A 14,163-nucleotide genomic window follows, 5' to 3' on the forward strand; every position below is an offset into this window, starting at 1 on the left:
CTGCTTTTTGCCCTGGTGGTGGCTCTGCCCATCGGGGTGGTCTCCGCCGTGCGTCAGTATTCCGTGCTGGACCGGGTGAGCATGGCGGGTGCTTTCCTGGGCATCTCCATGCCCGCCTTCTGGCTGGGGCTCATCGCCATCATCATCTTCTCCCTGCACCTGGGGTGGTTTCCCACCTCGGGCCGCATCACCTACGGCTTGCAGCCCCAGACCATCACGGGACTGTTCGTGCTGGATGCCCTGCTCACCGCCAACCTGCCTGGGCTCAGGGATGCACTGAGGCACCTGGTGCTGCCCTCGGTTACCCTGGGTGCGGGGGTGGCGGCGGTGGTGGCCCGGGTAGTGCGATCGAGCATGTTGGAGGTCCTGCGCACCGATTACGTGCTTTTGGCCCGGGCCAAGGGGGTGGCAGAACGGGCGGTGATCATACGTCACGCCCTGCGCAACGCCCTCATCCCCACGGTGACGGTCGTTGGGTTGCAGGTGGGAACCCTGCTGGGCGGCAACATGATCGTGGAGACCATATTCGGCTGGCCGGGTCTGGGCCGGCTGGTGGTGGATGCCATTTTCGCCCGGGACTATCCCCTGGTGCAGGGATCCGTGATGGTGTACGCCCTCACCTTCGTGGTGGTTAACCTGGCCACCGACGTGCTGTACACTTACCTCAACCCCAAGATCACCCTGTGAGTGGGGGGGCACACGTTGCAGGAGTCACCGGCTGCAGCCGTACACCATCGTAGTACCTGGGAGCTGGCCCGCCTGCAGGTGGGATTGTGGCTGCGTAACCTGGGGGCCTTCTTGCGGAAGCTCGTCCGCCACCCCAGTGCCGTTGTCGGTGCCATCGTGATACTCGCATACGTGGCTGCCGCCATCTTGGCCCCCTGGGTCGCCCCCCACGCCCCCGACAAGGTCCAGCTCGGTCAGCGCCTGCAGCCCCCCACCTGGACGGGCGAGTTTCCCCTGGGTACCGACCAGTTGGGCCGGGATATCCTCTCCCGTATCATCTACGGGGCCCGGGTGTCGCTGCTGGTGGGGCTGCTCACCATCGTGATTTCGGTGGTGGTGGGTACGGGGCTGGGCACGGTGGCCGGGTACTTCCGGGGGCCCTTCGATGAAGTGCTGTCCCGCTTTGCCGACCTGCTGCTGGCCTTTCCCTACCTCATCTTCGCCATCGGTGCCATGGCGATGATTGGTCCGGGGTTCTGGAACCTGATCTGGGCCCTGAGTTTCAAGGGGTGGGTGGAGTTCTACCGCCTGGCCCGGGCCGAGGTAATGTCCGAGAAGACCAGGGAGTACGTGGAGGCCGCCCGCGCCCTGGGCCGTTCCCACGTGGCCATCATCGTATCGGAGATCTTGCCCAATATCATCCACTCCATCCTGGTGCTGGGGACATTGCGCATGGGTAACATGATCGTCATGGAATCCTCCCTGAGCTTCCTGGGTCTGGGGATTCCGCCCCGGATCCCCGCCTGGGGATCCATGGTCAACGACGGCCACCGTTACATGATGACGGCATGGTGGGTGTCCACCCTGCCCGGCCTGGCCCTGGTCATCCTGGTGCTGTCCATAAACCTGCTGGGGGAGGCCCTTCGCGACCTGCTGGATCCCCGGCTGAAGGTGGATTGAACATGGGCATCGATTCCCGCGCCGGTGCCGGCTATTGCCCCGATTCGACCGTCGGCGTTTGCCACGGTGATGCCCTTCTCGACGTACGCGGGCTGTCCACCATCTACCCCACCGAAAAGGGGAAGGTACAGGCGGTTCGAGACGTCTCCCTGCGGTTAGCCAGGGGGGGCATCCTGGGGCTGGTGGGAGAGTCCGGGTGCGGTAAGAGCGCCACCCTGCTTTCCATCCTGCGCCTGGTTCCCTACCCCGGCAAGGTGGTAGCGGGAGAGGTCCGGTTCCGGGGTGAGGACCTGCTCAGGAAGACTCCTGCCCAGATGCGGGCCATCCGCGGCAAAGACATCGCCATGGTGTTCCAGGATCCCATGTCCACGCTCAACCCCGCCTACCGGGTGGGGGATCAGATAGCCGAGTCCTTGCGGGTACACGGGCTCCTCCCTGGATTCCCGCGCAACCTGTTCGGGAACCACCGGCGGCGGGAACGGGAAATGGTGCTGGCCCTGATGAGGGAGGTGGGAATCCCATCCCCGGAGACACGCCACCTGGAATACCCCCACCAGTTCAGCGGGGGCATGCAGCAGCGGGTGCTCATCGCCATCGCCCTTGCGTGCCGGCCGCTCCTGCTGCTGGCGGACGAACCCACAACCGCCCTGGACGTAACCATCCAGGCCCAGATCCTGGACCTCATGCGGCGGATCAACGAGGAGCGGGGCACGGCCATCATCCTGGTGACCCACGATCTGGCGGTGGCAGCGGAGTTCTGCCACGAGATCGCGGTCATGTATGCCGGGCAGATCGTGGAGTGGGGAAGTGCGGAGGCCGTGCTGGAAGACCCCGCGCACCCGTACACACGGGGGCTGTTGCGGTCAATCCCCAGGTTGACGGAAAGGCGACGGCTGGTTCCCATCCCCGGGGTGGTGCCCGACCTGGCTCGCCTGGGACCCGGGTGCAGCTTCTTCCCCCGTTGCGATCAGCGCCTGAGCGTCTGCGAGCAGACATCACCCCCTCTGGTGGCGGTGGAGAAGGGGAGAGTGGTACGTTGCCTGAGGCATGCAGAGGGGGGTGTGGCAGTTGCCGGTATCTGAGGCCAACCACCCGCCCGATGGCCGGGTCCCGACGCGGGCGAGCGACCCCGTCAGGGACGGCCGTCTGCTGCCCTCCCATGGCGACGGCCTGCCCCTGGTACGGACAGAGGGCCTGACCAAGCACTTTCCCCTGAGGTCGACCGTGCTGGCCCGCCTGCTGGCCGGGGCCCGGGACAGAACCGTGCGCGCCGTGGACGACGTCGACCTGGAGGTCTATCCGGGGGAGACCCTGGGCCTGGTGGGAGAGTCGGGGTGTGGCAAGAGCACCCTGGGGCGGACCGTGGTGGGGCTGTACCGGCCCACCGCCGGCCAGGTCTGGTTCGCGGGCAAGCCGCTCTGGGGCCGAGGCAGTTTGAACCCGCGGGTGCTGCGTCGGGAAGCCCAGATCATCTTTCAGAATCCGTACAGTTCCCTCAACCCCCGCCACACAGTGCGTCAGATCATAGGAGTAGCCCTGGCCCAGCGCGGGGTTCCCCTGGCCGACCGGGAGGCGGAGACGGTCGCCCTCTTGCGCCGGGTGGGGCTCAATGAGCGTCACATCGACCAGTACCCGCACCAGTTCAGCGGGGGCCAACGCCAGCGCATCGGAGTGGCCCGGGCCCTGGCGATGCATCCCCGCTTTGTAGTGGCCGACGAACCCCTCTCTTCGCTGGACGTTTCCGTGCAGGCCCAGATAGTCAACCTCTTGCAGGAGTTGCAGGCTGAGCTGGGCCTCGCCTACCTGTTCATCGCCCACGACCTGAGCGTGGTGTTCCACGTCAGTCACCGGGTGGCGGTCATGTACCTGGGGAAGGTGGTGGAGACCGCCCCCACCGGGGAGTTGTTCGGTAATCCTCTCCACCCGTACACGCAGGCCCTGCTTTCTGCCATTCCCAGTGTGGAGCGAAGGCACCGCCGGCAGCGGATCATCCTGGAAGGGACGGTGCCCACACCCATCGATCCGCCCTCCGGATGCAGGTTTCACACCCGCTGCCCGTACCGCCAGCCCGGGTGCGAAACCAACGTGCCGCCCCTGGTCTCCGTAAGGGGACGGGGGCCTGCCAGCCACCAGGTGGCCTGTCACCTTTACGGGCCTTCCGGGGCTGAGCCGGAGCAGCGAGCCCTTGCCTCATTTGGCGGTGAGGACGGCGAGGCCGATTGGGGCGTTGAACTTGCATCGTCCCGCAGGAGGGAGCAGCCTTGAAGCCACTGATCGGCGTGACTGTATCGTCGGACTGGGGCGATGAGGACAGCCTGCAGCCTGGTGCGGCGCTGTACCACGTCCGCCAGGAGTACGTGCGGGCGGTGGAACTGGCAGGGGGATGGCCGGTGCTGTTGCCGGTGCTGAACGAAGAGGATACGTTCGGGCTGGTGTCCCGCCTGCACGGGTTGCTGGTCACCGGGGGTAGCCGCCTGCCCGACCGCCTGCTGCAGCAACCCCTGCTGCCCGGACTGCGGGAGATAAATGCCCGGCGCTACGAATCCGATAGTGCGTACATAAGGGCGGCGCGTGCCCGCGGCCTTCCCATCCTGGGGATCTGCCGGGGCATGCAGATGATAAACGAGGTTTACGGTGGGAGCACCTACCGGGCTCTGGCGGCCGAGTGCCCGGGTGCCCTCAACCACCAGCAGTGGCCTCAGGCTGGTGAGGTTCCTTCGCACACCGTCGTGATACATGAAGACACGTTGCTGGCCAGGCTGCTGGTGTGGCCGGCCGGCGGGGAACTGGCAGTCAATTCCTTCCACCGCCAGGCGGTCCGCCAGGTGGCGCCGGGATTCCGGGTGGCTGCCTGCGCCCCCGATGGGGTGATCGAGGCCATCGAAGCCGACGCCACCGTGGAGGGCGAAGACAGCTGGATCGTGGGCCTGCAGTTCCATCCCGAGCGGATGCTCGATCGGCCCCAGATGCTCGCCATTTTCCGCAGCCTGGTGGACGCCGCCCGCAACCGCCTCCGCCTGAGCGGGTCAGTGGGCGGGCCTGTTAAGTAAGTCGTAAATGAAACCCATGTCCAGGTGGGACCGGACGATGCGGGCCAGTTCGTCGTACCGTTCCCCGGGCGCATTCTCCGGTGCCTGGATGTGACCCTGGGGCGGAACGGCTCCTATCGGGTTGCGGGGCGGGGAGGGTAGTGGGGGGCTGAACCGGAAGGAGGGAAGCCCCGAGCGGCGGCGCAGCCAGGTGACGAATGCTCTGCGCAGATGGTCGTTTCGGAAGATGTCGTGCAGGTAGGTGCCGAAGACGAGGCCGGACGGGTCGACTGCCCCCTCGGCTATATCCACCGCCCGGTTGCCGCGCCGGGTGAGGCGGAGCCAGGGCCTGGCGGCGTCAAGCCTGACGGTTGCACCCATGTGTACCTCGTAACCGCGCAGGGTCGGGCAGGAAAGTTCCTCCAGAAAGCCCACCCTGCTCGTCGCTTCCGCTTCCACCAGGTGGGTTTCCTTGTCCGGCAGGAATACGGTGCATACGTCCAGGAGTCCCAGGCCCTCCTCCTCCCCCGGGGGGCCTTCCACTCCCAGGGGATCGGCCACAGCGAGGCCCAGCATCTGATATCCCCCGCAGATACCCAGCACCGGTTTGCCCTGCCGGAGCAGGGCGCGGATCTCCCGGTGGTATCCGTGTTCCTTCAACCAGCGCAGGTCCGCCCGGGTGTTCTTGGTGCCCGGTATGATCACGGCGTCCGCGGGGCCGACGGGCCGGCCTGGGGATACATAGCGCACCGTTACCCCGGGATCGGCTTCCAGAGGGGCGAAGTCAGTGAAATTGGCGATGTGTGGGAGGCGCAACACGGATACCACGGGCGCTGCTTCTGACATTGTCGCACGCACGGCGTCTGCGGTCGTCCCGGACGTGCTACTCAGCACCGATGCCCTGGTGTGCCTGCTTTCCAGGGAGACGGAATCTTCCTCGTCCACCAGGGGGCCGGGAAGGTAGGGGAGAACACCCAGCACGGGTCGGCCCGTGTGGCGGGTGAGGAATTCCAGGCCCGGGCGGAGCAGTTCGGGATCACCGCGAAACTTGTTGACCACCAGGCCGGCTATTCTCTCTCGTTCGTCGGGGGCAAGGAGGGCGAGGGTTCCGACCACGGCGGCGAGCATGCCCCCGCGGTCGATGTCGGCCACCAGCAACACGGGCGCGTTGGCCAGGGCTGCCACGTGCATGTTGGCCAGGTCGCGGTCGCGCAGGTTGACCTCGGCCGGGCTACCTGCTCCCTCTATCACCACCACGTCGAAGCGGTCGAGAAGTTGCCTGAGGCTTTCCTCCACCACCTTCGCCAGCGCCGGGATGTGGCGCTCCCGGTATTCGCGTGCCTCCGCGTCTGTGAGCGGTCGCCCCAGCACTACCACCTGGGAACGGGAGTCAGCGGTCGGTTTCAGAAGGATGGGATTCATGATCGCCTCCGCCGGTATGCCCGCAGCTTCGGCTTGCACCGCCTGCGCCCGCGCGATTTCCTTTCCGTCCGGGGTCACGTATGAGTTCAGGGACATGTTCTGAGCCTTGAAGGGGGCCACCCGCAGGCCGTCCTGATGGAATATGCGACAGAGCGCGGTGACCAGCACGCTCTTTCCCACGTGGGAAGCCGTTCCCTGGATCATGATGGCCTTACCGCTCATGATGAGATCACCTCTCGGAGGGCGCTGATCAGGCGGGCATTTTCCTGCGGCAAGCGCACTGCCACCCGGAGGTAGCTACCGTCTTCCAGACCGGCGAAATCCGAGCACTCCCGCACCAGGATGAGCCGCTTGGCCAGCTGGGAGGCGGCCACGCGGGCGGGACCTGCGCGGCCCTGGATGCAGACCCGAAGGCGCAATAGCAGGAAGTTGGCGGTCGAAGGGAGGACGCGCAGGCCGGGGATTCTGGACAGTTCCTCGCTCAGGGCGGTGCGGAACAGGGGCAGAGACGCCCGGGTACGGGCCAGGTATTCTTGCTCCCTGAGGCATTGCAGGCCGGCCGCCTGGGCCAGGACGCTCACGCTCCAGGGGTCGCGGGTCTCTTCGATCTTGCTTACCAGGTCGGGAGGTCCGGTGAGGTAGCCCAGGCGCAGGCCGGGCAGGCAATACAGTTTGGTGAAGGAGTCCAGTACGGCCAGCCGGGCGTGCCGGGCGAGAGGTAACCGGCGCACGGACGCAGCCCCGGGTTCGGGCAGGAATCCCAGGAACGATTCGTCCACCAGCACCCAGGTGTCGGTTCCCCGGACGGCGGCGAGGAGGGCATCCAGTTCCTCGGTGGCTGCCAGGGTTCCCGTGGGGTTATTGGGGTTGCACACCACCACCAGGTCGTAGCGGCAGCCGCTGCGGAGGGCAGCCAGCAGTTGCTCAAGGGGGAACCGGAAGATCTCCGGGTTCATGGGGAGGTGGTGTACCTCACCCCCGCAGGCCCGTACCGCCCGTGCGTACTCCGTGAAAGTGGGAGATGGGATGAGGACGGTGCGTGGTGAGACGACCCTGCAAAAGCACCAGATGAGTTCAGCGGCACCGTTTCCCACCACCAGGCGGTCGGGCGAAATGCCCAGGTGGTCGGCGAGAGCCCTTTTCAGCCCGCCTCCCCGAGGTTCGGGGTAGTGGGCGACGTCCCCCAGGCGTTCTCGCAGGAGGGCGATCACTGCCGCAGGGGGGCCGAAGGGATTCAGGTTGGCGCTGAAGTCCAGAATCTTGTGCGGGTCGGCCCCGAGGTTGCGGGCAGCTTCCCATATCCGGCCCCCGTGTTCCATGTCGCAACTCCGCCTCCTGTTACGCGTGTGACGCCCACAAGGGTAGCACCCGGCCAACCGGTGAGAAAATGCGCAAGACGGCCTATCGTCCGCGCGGAGGGTGCCGCCAGCACCCCCAGAACGGTGCCGCTGTGGGTGTTGACCACTCCCAGGCCGCCCCGGGCGCACACCTGCTCCACCAGTTCGGGCAGTCCGGGCTTGGGCAATACGGCCTGATGGGCCAGCGCACTCAGGGTAGCTCCCCGGGCGACGAGTGCGGGGTCGTGCTCCCTAATGCCGCGGTAAACCAGGCGCAGGGCCTCCCTCACCCGGGGCTCCTTCTCCCGGTTGGCCGCGTCAAGGTCGGGCCTGCGGTTGAACTGCTCCGTGTCCACGCATCCCCCCAGGTCCAGCATGACGAGTGCCAGAGGGGGCGGCGGGCCCAGTACTTTCATCAGGGTGCCGCGCCGGTGGTCAAGCATGGCCAGGCCGGGGAACATGGTACTGTCGCTGGGCTCAATGGTCAGGGCGATGCGGGCGAGCTCTACGGGTCCCAGGCGCCGGCCCAGGGCCGCGGCCGTGGCCTGGGCGGTGGCCAGGATGTCTGCCGTGCTGGTTCCCAGGCCCTTGCCGGCAGGCCCCGGGGTGGTAATCTCTATCACCGCCCGGCGGACCCACTGCCCCAGGGTGAGGAGGGTTACCTCCAGGGCGCGTACGGCCTTCTGCCCCAGGCCTGTCGGCTGCGGGTCTGTTAGGGGCGAATGCGGCGGGGCGGCGAAGCTCCGCAACCGGTACATCGCCGGCACGCTGGCAATTGCCCCGGCAGGATAGCGGTGGAGCGTCACTACTGCCGTTTCGCCGGGATCTCCCGGTTCGAGCCAAACTCGGGCCCGAGAGTACGCCGGGATGGGGCACGATATGAGGAAATCGCGTCCTGCCAGGGAACCCTGCACCAGTTCCCCGCAGGTGAGAGGAGCCCGAGCAGTGCCTACGAGTATCCGGGCACCAGCGTCCACCGGCATGGTGACCCCTCCGATCCCCGGGCAGTTGGAAGCGCGGCCGCAGGCGTCCGCATTTGGGAGTCGTGTCATGCGAGCGCGCACACGGTCAGAAGAAATATGCACTCGGCCAGTTCGCACACGGCACCGTAGACGTCTCCGGTGAGTCCCCCCAGGCGCCTGGCTACGCGGTCAGCCGCGACCCAGCTTCCCGCCAGAGCTGACACCGCCGCGCCCGCAAGCGGCAGGACCTGCTGCGGGTAGGCGAGGCAGGTTGCCGCGAGCAGGAGCGTGGTGAAGCCCAGTGCAGCAGCGGCGTGACGGCGCGGCACCCTTCGCGCAAACGGCGAAGCGAGGCCGGGGACCTGGCGGGGGTACGGGTAGAAAGGCATGACCGTAGCCATGGCCTGGCGCCCTAGCACGGGCATGACGAAGAGCACCGGGGTTCGAAAGCCCGCGCTGAGTGCGGCGAGAGACGAGAATTTGAGCAGGATCGTCAGAAAGGTGGCAGCTGCCCCCACCGCTCCCACCCGGGGGTCGCGCATGATCTCGAGGGCCCGGTCCGCAGGGGCGCGGCTGGCGAGGCCGTCCGTGGTGTCCGCCAGGCCGTCAAGGTGGATTCCCCCGCTGAGTAACCACGCCATGGCGAGGAGGAGCGCAGCGGTTACCTGGCCCGACAACACATGACTGAGGAAGTGATTGGCGATAGCCAGCACCGCGCCAAGGAGAGCTCCCACTACCGGGAAGAAGGGGACGGAGGCGGCCAGTTCACCGGGGGAGGGCAGTTCCCGCGGGGACGGCGCTTTGCCCGCGGCGGAGGTTGCCCCAACGGGGAGGATGGTCAGGATAGACAGGGCAGTCCTCAGACGGCGCACAGCAAGACCTCCCGTAGCACCGGGACCGGGCCGCAGGTCAAATGCGCCCCGGCACTGGGGCAAGTACTGACTCCGGAAGCCATGGCCAGCGCGATTCCCAGCGAAAGAACTATCCCGCAGATCAGGGCAAGCCAGGCGGCCAGTCGCACGATAGCAAGGGCGGCGGGCAGGTGCCCCGGCTCCAGGGGGTGTGCGCTTTCGCCCAGGTAAGGCCGAAACGATGGCATGCCCCGGTAGTAGTTCAATCCGCCCAGGCGCACCCCCAGCAGGCCTGCCATGGCTGCCTCCGGGTAGCCGCTGTTCGGGCTGGGGTGGCGCCGGGCGTCGCGTTTAACCGTGCGGAGGGCACGCCGCCCGTCGTATCCGAGCAGGGCTCCGGCAACTGCCAGGAGGATAGCGGTGAGCCGGGCAGGCAGCAGGTTGGCCAGATCATCCAGGCGGGCGGCGGCCCAGCCGAAGTGGCGATAACGCTCGTCCCGGTATCCCAGCATCGAATCCAGGGTGTTCACCGCCCGGTAGGCCAGGGCCAGCGGTGCCCCCCCCAAAAAGGCATAGAACAGCGGCGCCACGATGCCGTCGCAAGCACTTTCCGCTGCGGTTTCCACCGCGGCCCGGCACACTTCGGATTCATCGAGGCTGGCCGTGTCGCGGCCCACCACAAGGGATACCGCTTGGCGGGCTGCGGGCAGGTCGCGCCGGACCAAGGCGGCATGGACAGGCATCAGGTGGTCCGCCAGGCTCCTGGAGGCCAGGGTGGTGTAGATGAGCAGCACCTCTGCCGCCAGTGCGGCCAGGGGATGCACCGCGGTTGCGGCAGTGATGGCGGCCAGGCCGAAGAGCCCCGAGAGCCCCACCACGGCGGTCACCAGGAGCGCCCCGGCCGCCTTTTGGACGGAGGGTGGGTGGCGAGGGCGCCGCAGGGTTCGTTCCAGCCACGCGGTCATCCTACCCATGGCCACCACGGGATGGGGCAGCCACCGGGGGTCACCCAGGGCCAGATCCAGTATGAACGCCAGCGCTACCTTCAACCACACCGCCTGGCTCATGGGCATGGTGGACTGAGCCGCCCCACGGGGTAGCAGGGACGGGTGCTGGGATACATGTGGCGGTAAAACTCGTCGAGGTGGGCAGGGGGGACCGTTGCCAGGAAGCACGTCGACGGGCCGGCGGACTTGTCCATGTTCACTCCGTGCCCTCCCGGGGCGAAGTGCAACCCGGCGCGCCGGGCCAGTTTGCGTGCTTCCCGGGCGATCCCTTCCGATCCCACAGGGATGAGGTCCCCCACGGCAGGGAATTCCGTGGCCAGCAGCAAGGTGGGGATGTCGGCGATTTCGGGATCATCTAGCCCCACCTCGTTCCCCACTTTGGGTACGCCCACCGCCAGCACAAGGTCGCCGGGGCGGGCCCGTCCGCACCGCAACCCGGCACCGGTGATACGGCCCAGGATCGTGACGCCCACTGCCGTCTGCCCGGTGGGGATGTTTTTTTCCGTGCTGATGAGCAGGTTCGCGGGTGGAACGCCCGCGAGGGATGCTTCCTCCCGTACCCCCTCGAGCAGCGCTTGCCCGGTGGGATATGGTTCCACACCCAGGGTAGCCACCACCAGGAAGGGTTGGGCGCCGACGGCGAGCAGCTCCAGCAGGGGAACCCGGCAGGTGAAGCGGCCGACGACGTATGGAGAAACGATCACCCGATCCCCCGCGCGATCGCCTATCCCGGCACATGAATCGCACGCAACCGCCAGGGTGTGTTCGCATCCGAGGTGGATCACCATCACGTCGTCCACAGCGGTGACGGCGGGGAGTGCCGCAGGCAAGGTGGCAGTCAAGATGTCCTGCCCTCCCTGCCTGCACGGGTAGCTTCAGCGGGGCCCGGTACTGCCCAGCCGAGGCGGGCCCGCACGGCCGCTTCATACACCACCACCGCCAGGCCCAGGTTGAGGGCGGATGCGACCAGGAGAGGCACCAGCATGACCGTGAAGAAGGCCGGACCGAATCCGGGGATGGGCACGAAGGCGGCGGGGAACACCATCCCGTTGAGGAACACTCCGACGGCAAACGCCCACCAGGGTCCCTTCCTCGCCCGGCAAATGGCCACGGCCCAGGCGCAGCCAGCCATCCCGCCGGCGATGAGCAGGTGGATGGGCACGGAGAGGGGGAACCCGGCGGTGAGTGCGGTGAGCAGGTGCCCGGCGGCGGCCACCATTGCCCCTTCGGTCGCCCCGAGGGCCAGGGCGGCGAAGTATCCCGGGGCGGAGTCCAGGGCAGGTGTCCCCGTGAGGGCTGGCACCTTTATGCAGGCCCCTGCAGCGCTGAGGCCGATGAGAATGGCCACCCGGGTCAGGGTTCGAACGGTTCGCACGTCCTTCACCTCACTTGACCTGTACTGGAATGCCGCAGACCATGAGGTACACCCTGTCTGCCAGAGAAGCAAACAGCTGGTTAACCCGCCCGGCCACGTCCCGGAAGACCCTTCCCAGCGGCCATTCGGGGACCAGTCCCATCCCCGTTTCGTTGGTGACGAGGATGCAATCAGCCTGGAGGTTGCGGATGACCGTAGCCAGGGCGGCCACTTCTCGATACACCTCTTCATGCACCTGCTGGTGCACCGTGGCGGCGGCGTGGCCGGCTTTGTTCAGGCTTTCGCCATTGCATCCGGCGTGGCGCAACAGGTGATTGGAGACCAGCAGGGTGAGGCAATCCACGATGAAGCAGGTATCGGCGGTGTCCCGGGGTGCCATGGCGGCACCCGGGTAGAGTGGTTCTTCCAGGGTGACCCAGGTAGGGGCACGGCGGCGCCGGTGCTCGGCGACGCGCGCGCGCATTTCCTCGTCCTGCGGGGCGCACGTAGCCACGTACACTACCTTCTTGCCGGTATGAGCGGCCAGCTGCTCCGCAAAGGTGCTCTTTCCGCTCCGCGCCCCTCCGGTGACGAGCACCACCAGCCTGTCTTTGCCGGAATCGTCGGCTGTCGGGGCATCCCCGGTTCCGATCCCGGGTCGATCGCTGGTGTTTCTGCTTTCGCCGTCACCCGCGCCCGCCCCGTCGCGCACGGGCAGCACCACCGGGCATCCCAGCAAGGGGTGCCTGGTGAGGATCACGTCCACGCCGTAGGCCTGGCGCAGGAGGGGCGGCTGGAGGACCTGCTCCGCCGTGCCCGCAGCCAGGATGCGACCGCCGGCCACGAGGATGAAACGGCGGAAATACTGGGCGGCGAGGTTGAGGTCGTGGATGGCTGCCAGCACCGTCACCTGTCGTTCCCGGTTGAGGCGGCGCAAGATCTCCAGGATTTCGACCTGGTAGGCGATGTCCAGGTGCGCGGTGGGCTCGTCGAGCAGCAGGATCTCCGGCTCCTGGGCCAGGGCGCGGGCGATGGCCACGCGCTGCTGCTCACCGCCGCTCAGGGCAGATACGGGTCTGGGGGCGAGCGACTCCACGGCGGCCAGAGCCATTGCCTGCCGCACCACTGCCAGGTCACGGTTGCTCAGGTTCGCAAAAGGACGCAGGTGGGGGTGGCGCCCCATAGCCACCAGTTCTTCCACGGTGAACTCGAATTCGGGGGTGTGCATCTGGGGGACTGCTCCCACCTGGCGGGCGATCTGCCGGGCCGGCAGGCGGCCCAGGTTCACGCCGTCGATCAGTACTGCTCCCCGTTGCGGTCGTAGACTGCGGGTGAGGCACCTCAGCAGGGTGGATTTGCCTGCGCCATTGGGCCCTACGATGGCCACCATATCGCCGCGCCTCACCTGAAGCGTGATGTCCCGTAGCACGGGGTGGGAATCGTAACGGAATTCCAGGTCGTGCACTATGATCTGTGCGCTGCCCGTGGCCTTCACCCCCGATCCGTCCCGGTGCTTCTTTGTGGCAGGTCTGGCGCTGTCGGTGGGCTGAAAAAGCGGAGGCGCTTTCGGTGGCGCAACACATAGATGAAGAACGGTGCTCCCGTCATGGCCGTTACCAGGCCCACCGGTAGTTCGGCAGGGGCGAGCACCGTGCGCGCCACCGAATCGGCCAGCATGAGCACGCAGGCACCCCCCAGGGCGGCGGCGGGGATCACGAAGCGGTGGTCGGGACCCCCGGCGATGCGCACCAGGTGGGGTACCACCAGGCCCACGAACCCGATCACTCCGCCCGATGCCACCGCCACACCCGTCAGCAGGGAGGCGGTGGCCAGCACCACCTTCTTGGTGCGTTCCACCTCTACCCCCAGGTGGTGGGCGGTTTCCTCCCCCAGCAGCAGCGAGTTGAGGTCGCGGGCACAGGCCAGGGATGCCAGCATCCCTGCGGCGAAGTAAGGCAGGGCCAGGTGGACACTTTTCCAGGTGGCTCCGCCGAAGCCGCCCATCAGCCAGAACACGATCTGGTGCAGGCGCTCGTCGGCGCTGAGGTAGGTGAGCAGGGAAACCACTGCGGAGAGGAAGGAGCTTACCGCCACCCCGGCAAGTACCAGGGTGAGCACGGAAACGTATCCCCGTTCCCGCGCCAGGTGGTACACGAGCAGCACGGTGGCCGTGGAGCCGATAAAGGCCAGCACGGGCACTGCCCCCAGGCCGAACAGACGCAGTTCCAGGGAGAGAACTATGGCGAGCACGGCACCCAGGGATGCTCCCGACGAGGCTCCGATCAGGTAGGGATCTGCAAGGGGATTGCGGAACAGGGCCTGAAAGAGGGCGCCTGCTATCCCCAGGCAGCCACCGGTCAGGCCTGCCAGGAGCACCCTGGGCAGCCGCAGTTGCCAGATGATGGTTTGCTCCAGGAGGCCGGTGCCGGGGCCCATGCGCAGGACGTGGAAGATGCGGCCGGGGGATACCGGTACGGCCCCCGTACCTACCCCTGCTACCAGCGTCACGACGGCGGTCACCGTCAACGCCGCGAGGAGTATCCTGCGCCTGCGCCATATTGCACCCATGGTACCG

14 protein-coding genes are annotated in these 14,163 nt (G+C 67.2%); 5 read left to right on the top strand and 9 right to left on the bottom strand.

The features are described from left to right. From AB1446_12230 to AB1446_12250, 5 genes are all read left to right on the top strand, one after another. On the top strand, positions 1–687 hold a 687-nt coding region (locus tag AB1446_12230; protein ID MEW6547660.1), incomplete at its 5' end, for an ABC transporter permease. A gap of 15 nt (positions 688–702) precedes the next feature. Beyond that, positions 703–1,626, top strand: coding sequence for an ABC transporter permease (locus AB1446_12235; GenBank protein MEW6547661.1), 924 nt, complete (start codon positions 703–705; stop codon positions 1,624–1,626). Between the two features lie 2 nt (positions 1,627–1,628). Further along, positions 1,629–2,708, top strand: a complete 1,080-nt coding sequence (locus AB1446_12240; protein MEW6547662.1) for an ABC transporter ATP-binding protein — start codon at positions 1,629–1,631, stop codon at positions 2,706–2,708. Positions 2,709–2,796: 88 nt separating this feature from the next. After that, on the top strand, positions 2,797–3,891 hold the full coding sequence (locus tag AB1446_12245; protein MEW6547663.1) for an ABC transporter ATP-binding protein: 1,095 nt from the start codon (positions 2,797–2,799) through the stop codon (positions 3,889–3,891). Next, a complete protein-coding gene (locus AB1446_12250) occupies positions 3,888–4,676 on the top strand; it encodes a gamma-glutamyl-gamma-aminobutyrate hydrolase family protein (GenBank protein ID MEW6547664.1) in 789 nt (262 codons plus the stop codon). Before AB1446_12245 ends, AB1446_12250 begins: the two co-directional genes overlap by 4 nt. Here AB1446_12250 and AB1446_12255 read toward each other — a convergent pair. The 9 genes from AB1446_12255 to AB1446_12295 form a co-directional block, all read right to left on the bottom strand. Continuing rightward, positions 4,653–6,299, bottom strand: a complete 1,647-nt coding sequence (locus tag AB1446_12255) for a cobyric acid synthase (protein ID MEW6547665.1) — start codon at positions 6,297–6,299, stop codon at positions 4,653–4,655. The two genes, AB1446_12250 and AB1446_12255, sit on opposite strands and share 24 nt — an antisense overlap. Beyond that, the gene (gene cobD / locus AB1446_12260; GenBank protein ID MEW6547666.1) at positions 6,296–7,396 is read right to left on the bottom strand and encodes a threonine-phosphate decarboxylase CobD; all 1,101 of its coding nucleotides are present in this window, start codon (positions 7,394–7,396) and stop codon (positions 6,296–6,298) included. Before cobD ends, AB1446_12255 begins: the two co-directional genes overlap by 4 nt. Then, positions 7,312–8,397 carry a hypothetical protein gene (locus AB1446_12265; GenBank protein ID MEW6547667.1) on the bottom strand — a complete coding sequence of 362 codons (1,086 nt, stop codon included), beginning with the start codon at positions 8,395–8,397 and terminating at the stop codon, positions 7,312–7,314. The genes cobD and AB1446_12265 overlap by 85 nt, the downstream gene beginning before the upstream one ends. 65 nt (positions 8,398–8,462) lie before the next feature. Further along, a complete protein-coding gene (gene cobS / locus AB1446_12270) occupies positions 8,463–9,248 on the bottom strand; it encodes an adenosylcobinamide-GDP ribazoletransferase (GenBank protein ID MEW6547668.1) in 786 nt (261 codons plus the stop codon). Continuing rightward, positions 9,236–10,282 (bottom strand): adenosylcobinamide-phosphate synthase CbiB, encoded by a 1,047-nt coding sequence (gene cbiB / locus AB1446_12275; protein MEW6547669.1) that lies wholly within the window; start codon positions 10,280–10,282, stop codon positions 9,236–9,238. The genes cobS and cbiB overlap by 13 nt, the downstream gene beginning before the upstream one ends. Before the next feature lie 8 nt (positions 10,283–10,290). Continuing rightward, entirely contained in the window at positions 10,291–11,076 is a 786-nt protein-coding gene (locus AB1446_12280) for an AIR synthase related protein (protein ID MEW6547670.1), read from the bottom strand. Then, positions 11,073–11,618 carry an ECF transporter S component gene (locus tag AB1446_12285; GenBank protein ID MEW6547671.1) on the bottom strand — a complete coding sequence of 182 codons (546 nt, stop codon included), beginning with the start codon at positions 11,616–11,618 and terminating at the stop codon, positions 11,073–11,075. Before AB1446_12285 ends, AB1446_12280 begins: the two co-directional genes overlap by 4 nt. Before the next feature lies 1 nt (position 11,619). Beyond that, positions 11,620–13,083 carry a bifunctional adenosylcobinamide kinase/adenosylcobinamide-phosphate guanylyltransferase gene (gene cobU, locus AB1446_12290; protein MEW6547672.1) on the bottom strand — a complete coding sequence of 488 codons (1,464 nt, stop codon included), beginning with the start codon at positions 13,081–13,083 and terminating at the stop codon, positions 11,620–11,622. Further along, a complete protein-coding gene (locus tag AB1446_12295; GenBank protein ID MEW6547673.1) occupies positions 13,080–14,156 on the bottom strand; it encodes an iron ABC transporter permease in 1,077 nt (358 codons plus the stop codon). Before AB1446_12295 ends, cobU begins: the two co-directional genes overlap by 4 nt. Positions 14,157–14,163: the final 7 nt, after the last annotated feature.

Source organism: Bacillota bacterium, from assembly GCA_040757085.1.
In the GTDB taxonomy this organism is placed as follows: domain Bacteria; phylum Bacillota; class Sulfobacillia; order JACIYH01; family JACIYH01; genus JACIYH01.

Bases quoted from the DNA above. Each gene is read 5' to 3' on its own strand.
- AB1446_12240 (MEW6547662.1), top strand. From the start codon at position 1,629: ATGGGCATCGATTCCCGCGCCGGTGCCGGCTATTGCCCCGATTCGACC.
- AB1446_12255 (MEW6547665.1), bottom strand. From the start codon at position 6,299: ATGAGCGGTAAGGCCATCATGATCCAGGGAACGGCTTCCCACGTGGGA.
- cobD (MEW6547666.1), bottom strand. From the start codon at position 7,396: ATGGAACACGGGGGCCGGATATGGGAAGCTGCCCGCAACCTCGGGGCC.
- AB1446_12265 (MEW6547667.1), bottom strand. From the start codon at position 8,397: ATGCCGGTGGACGCTGGTGCCCGGATACTCGTAGGCACTGCTCGGGCT.
- AB1446_12295 (MEW6547673.1), bottom strand. From the start codon at position 14,156: ATGGGTGCAATATGGCGCAGGCGCAGGATACTCCTCGCGGCGTTGACG.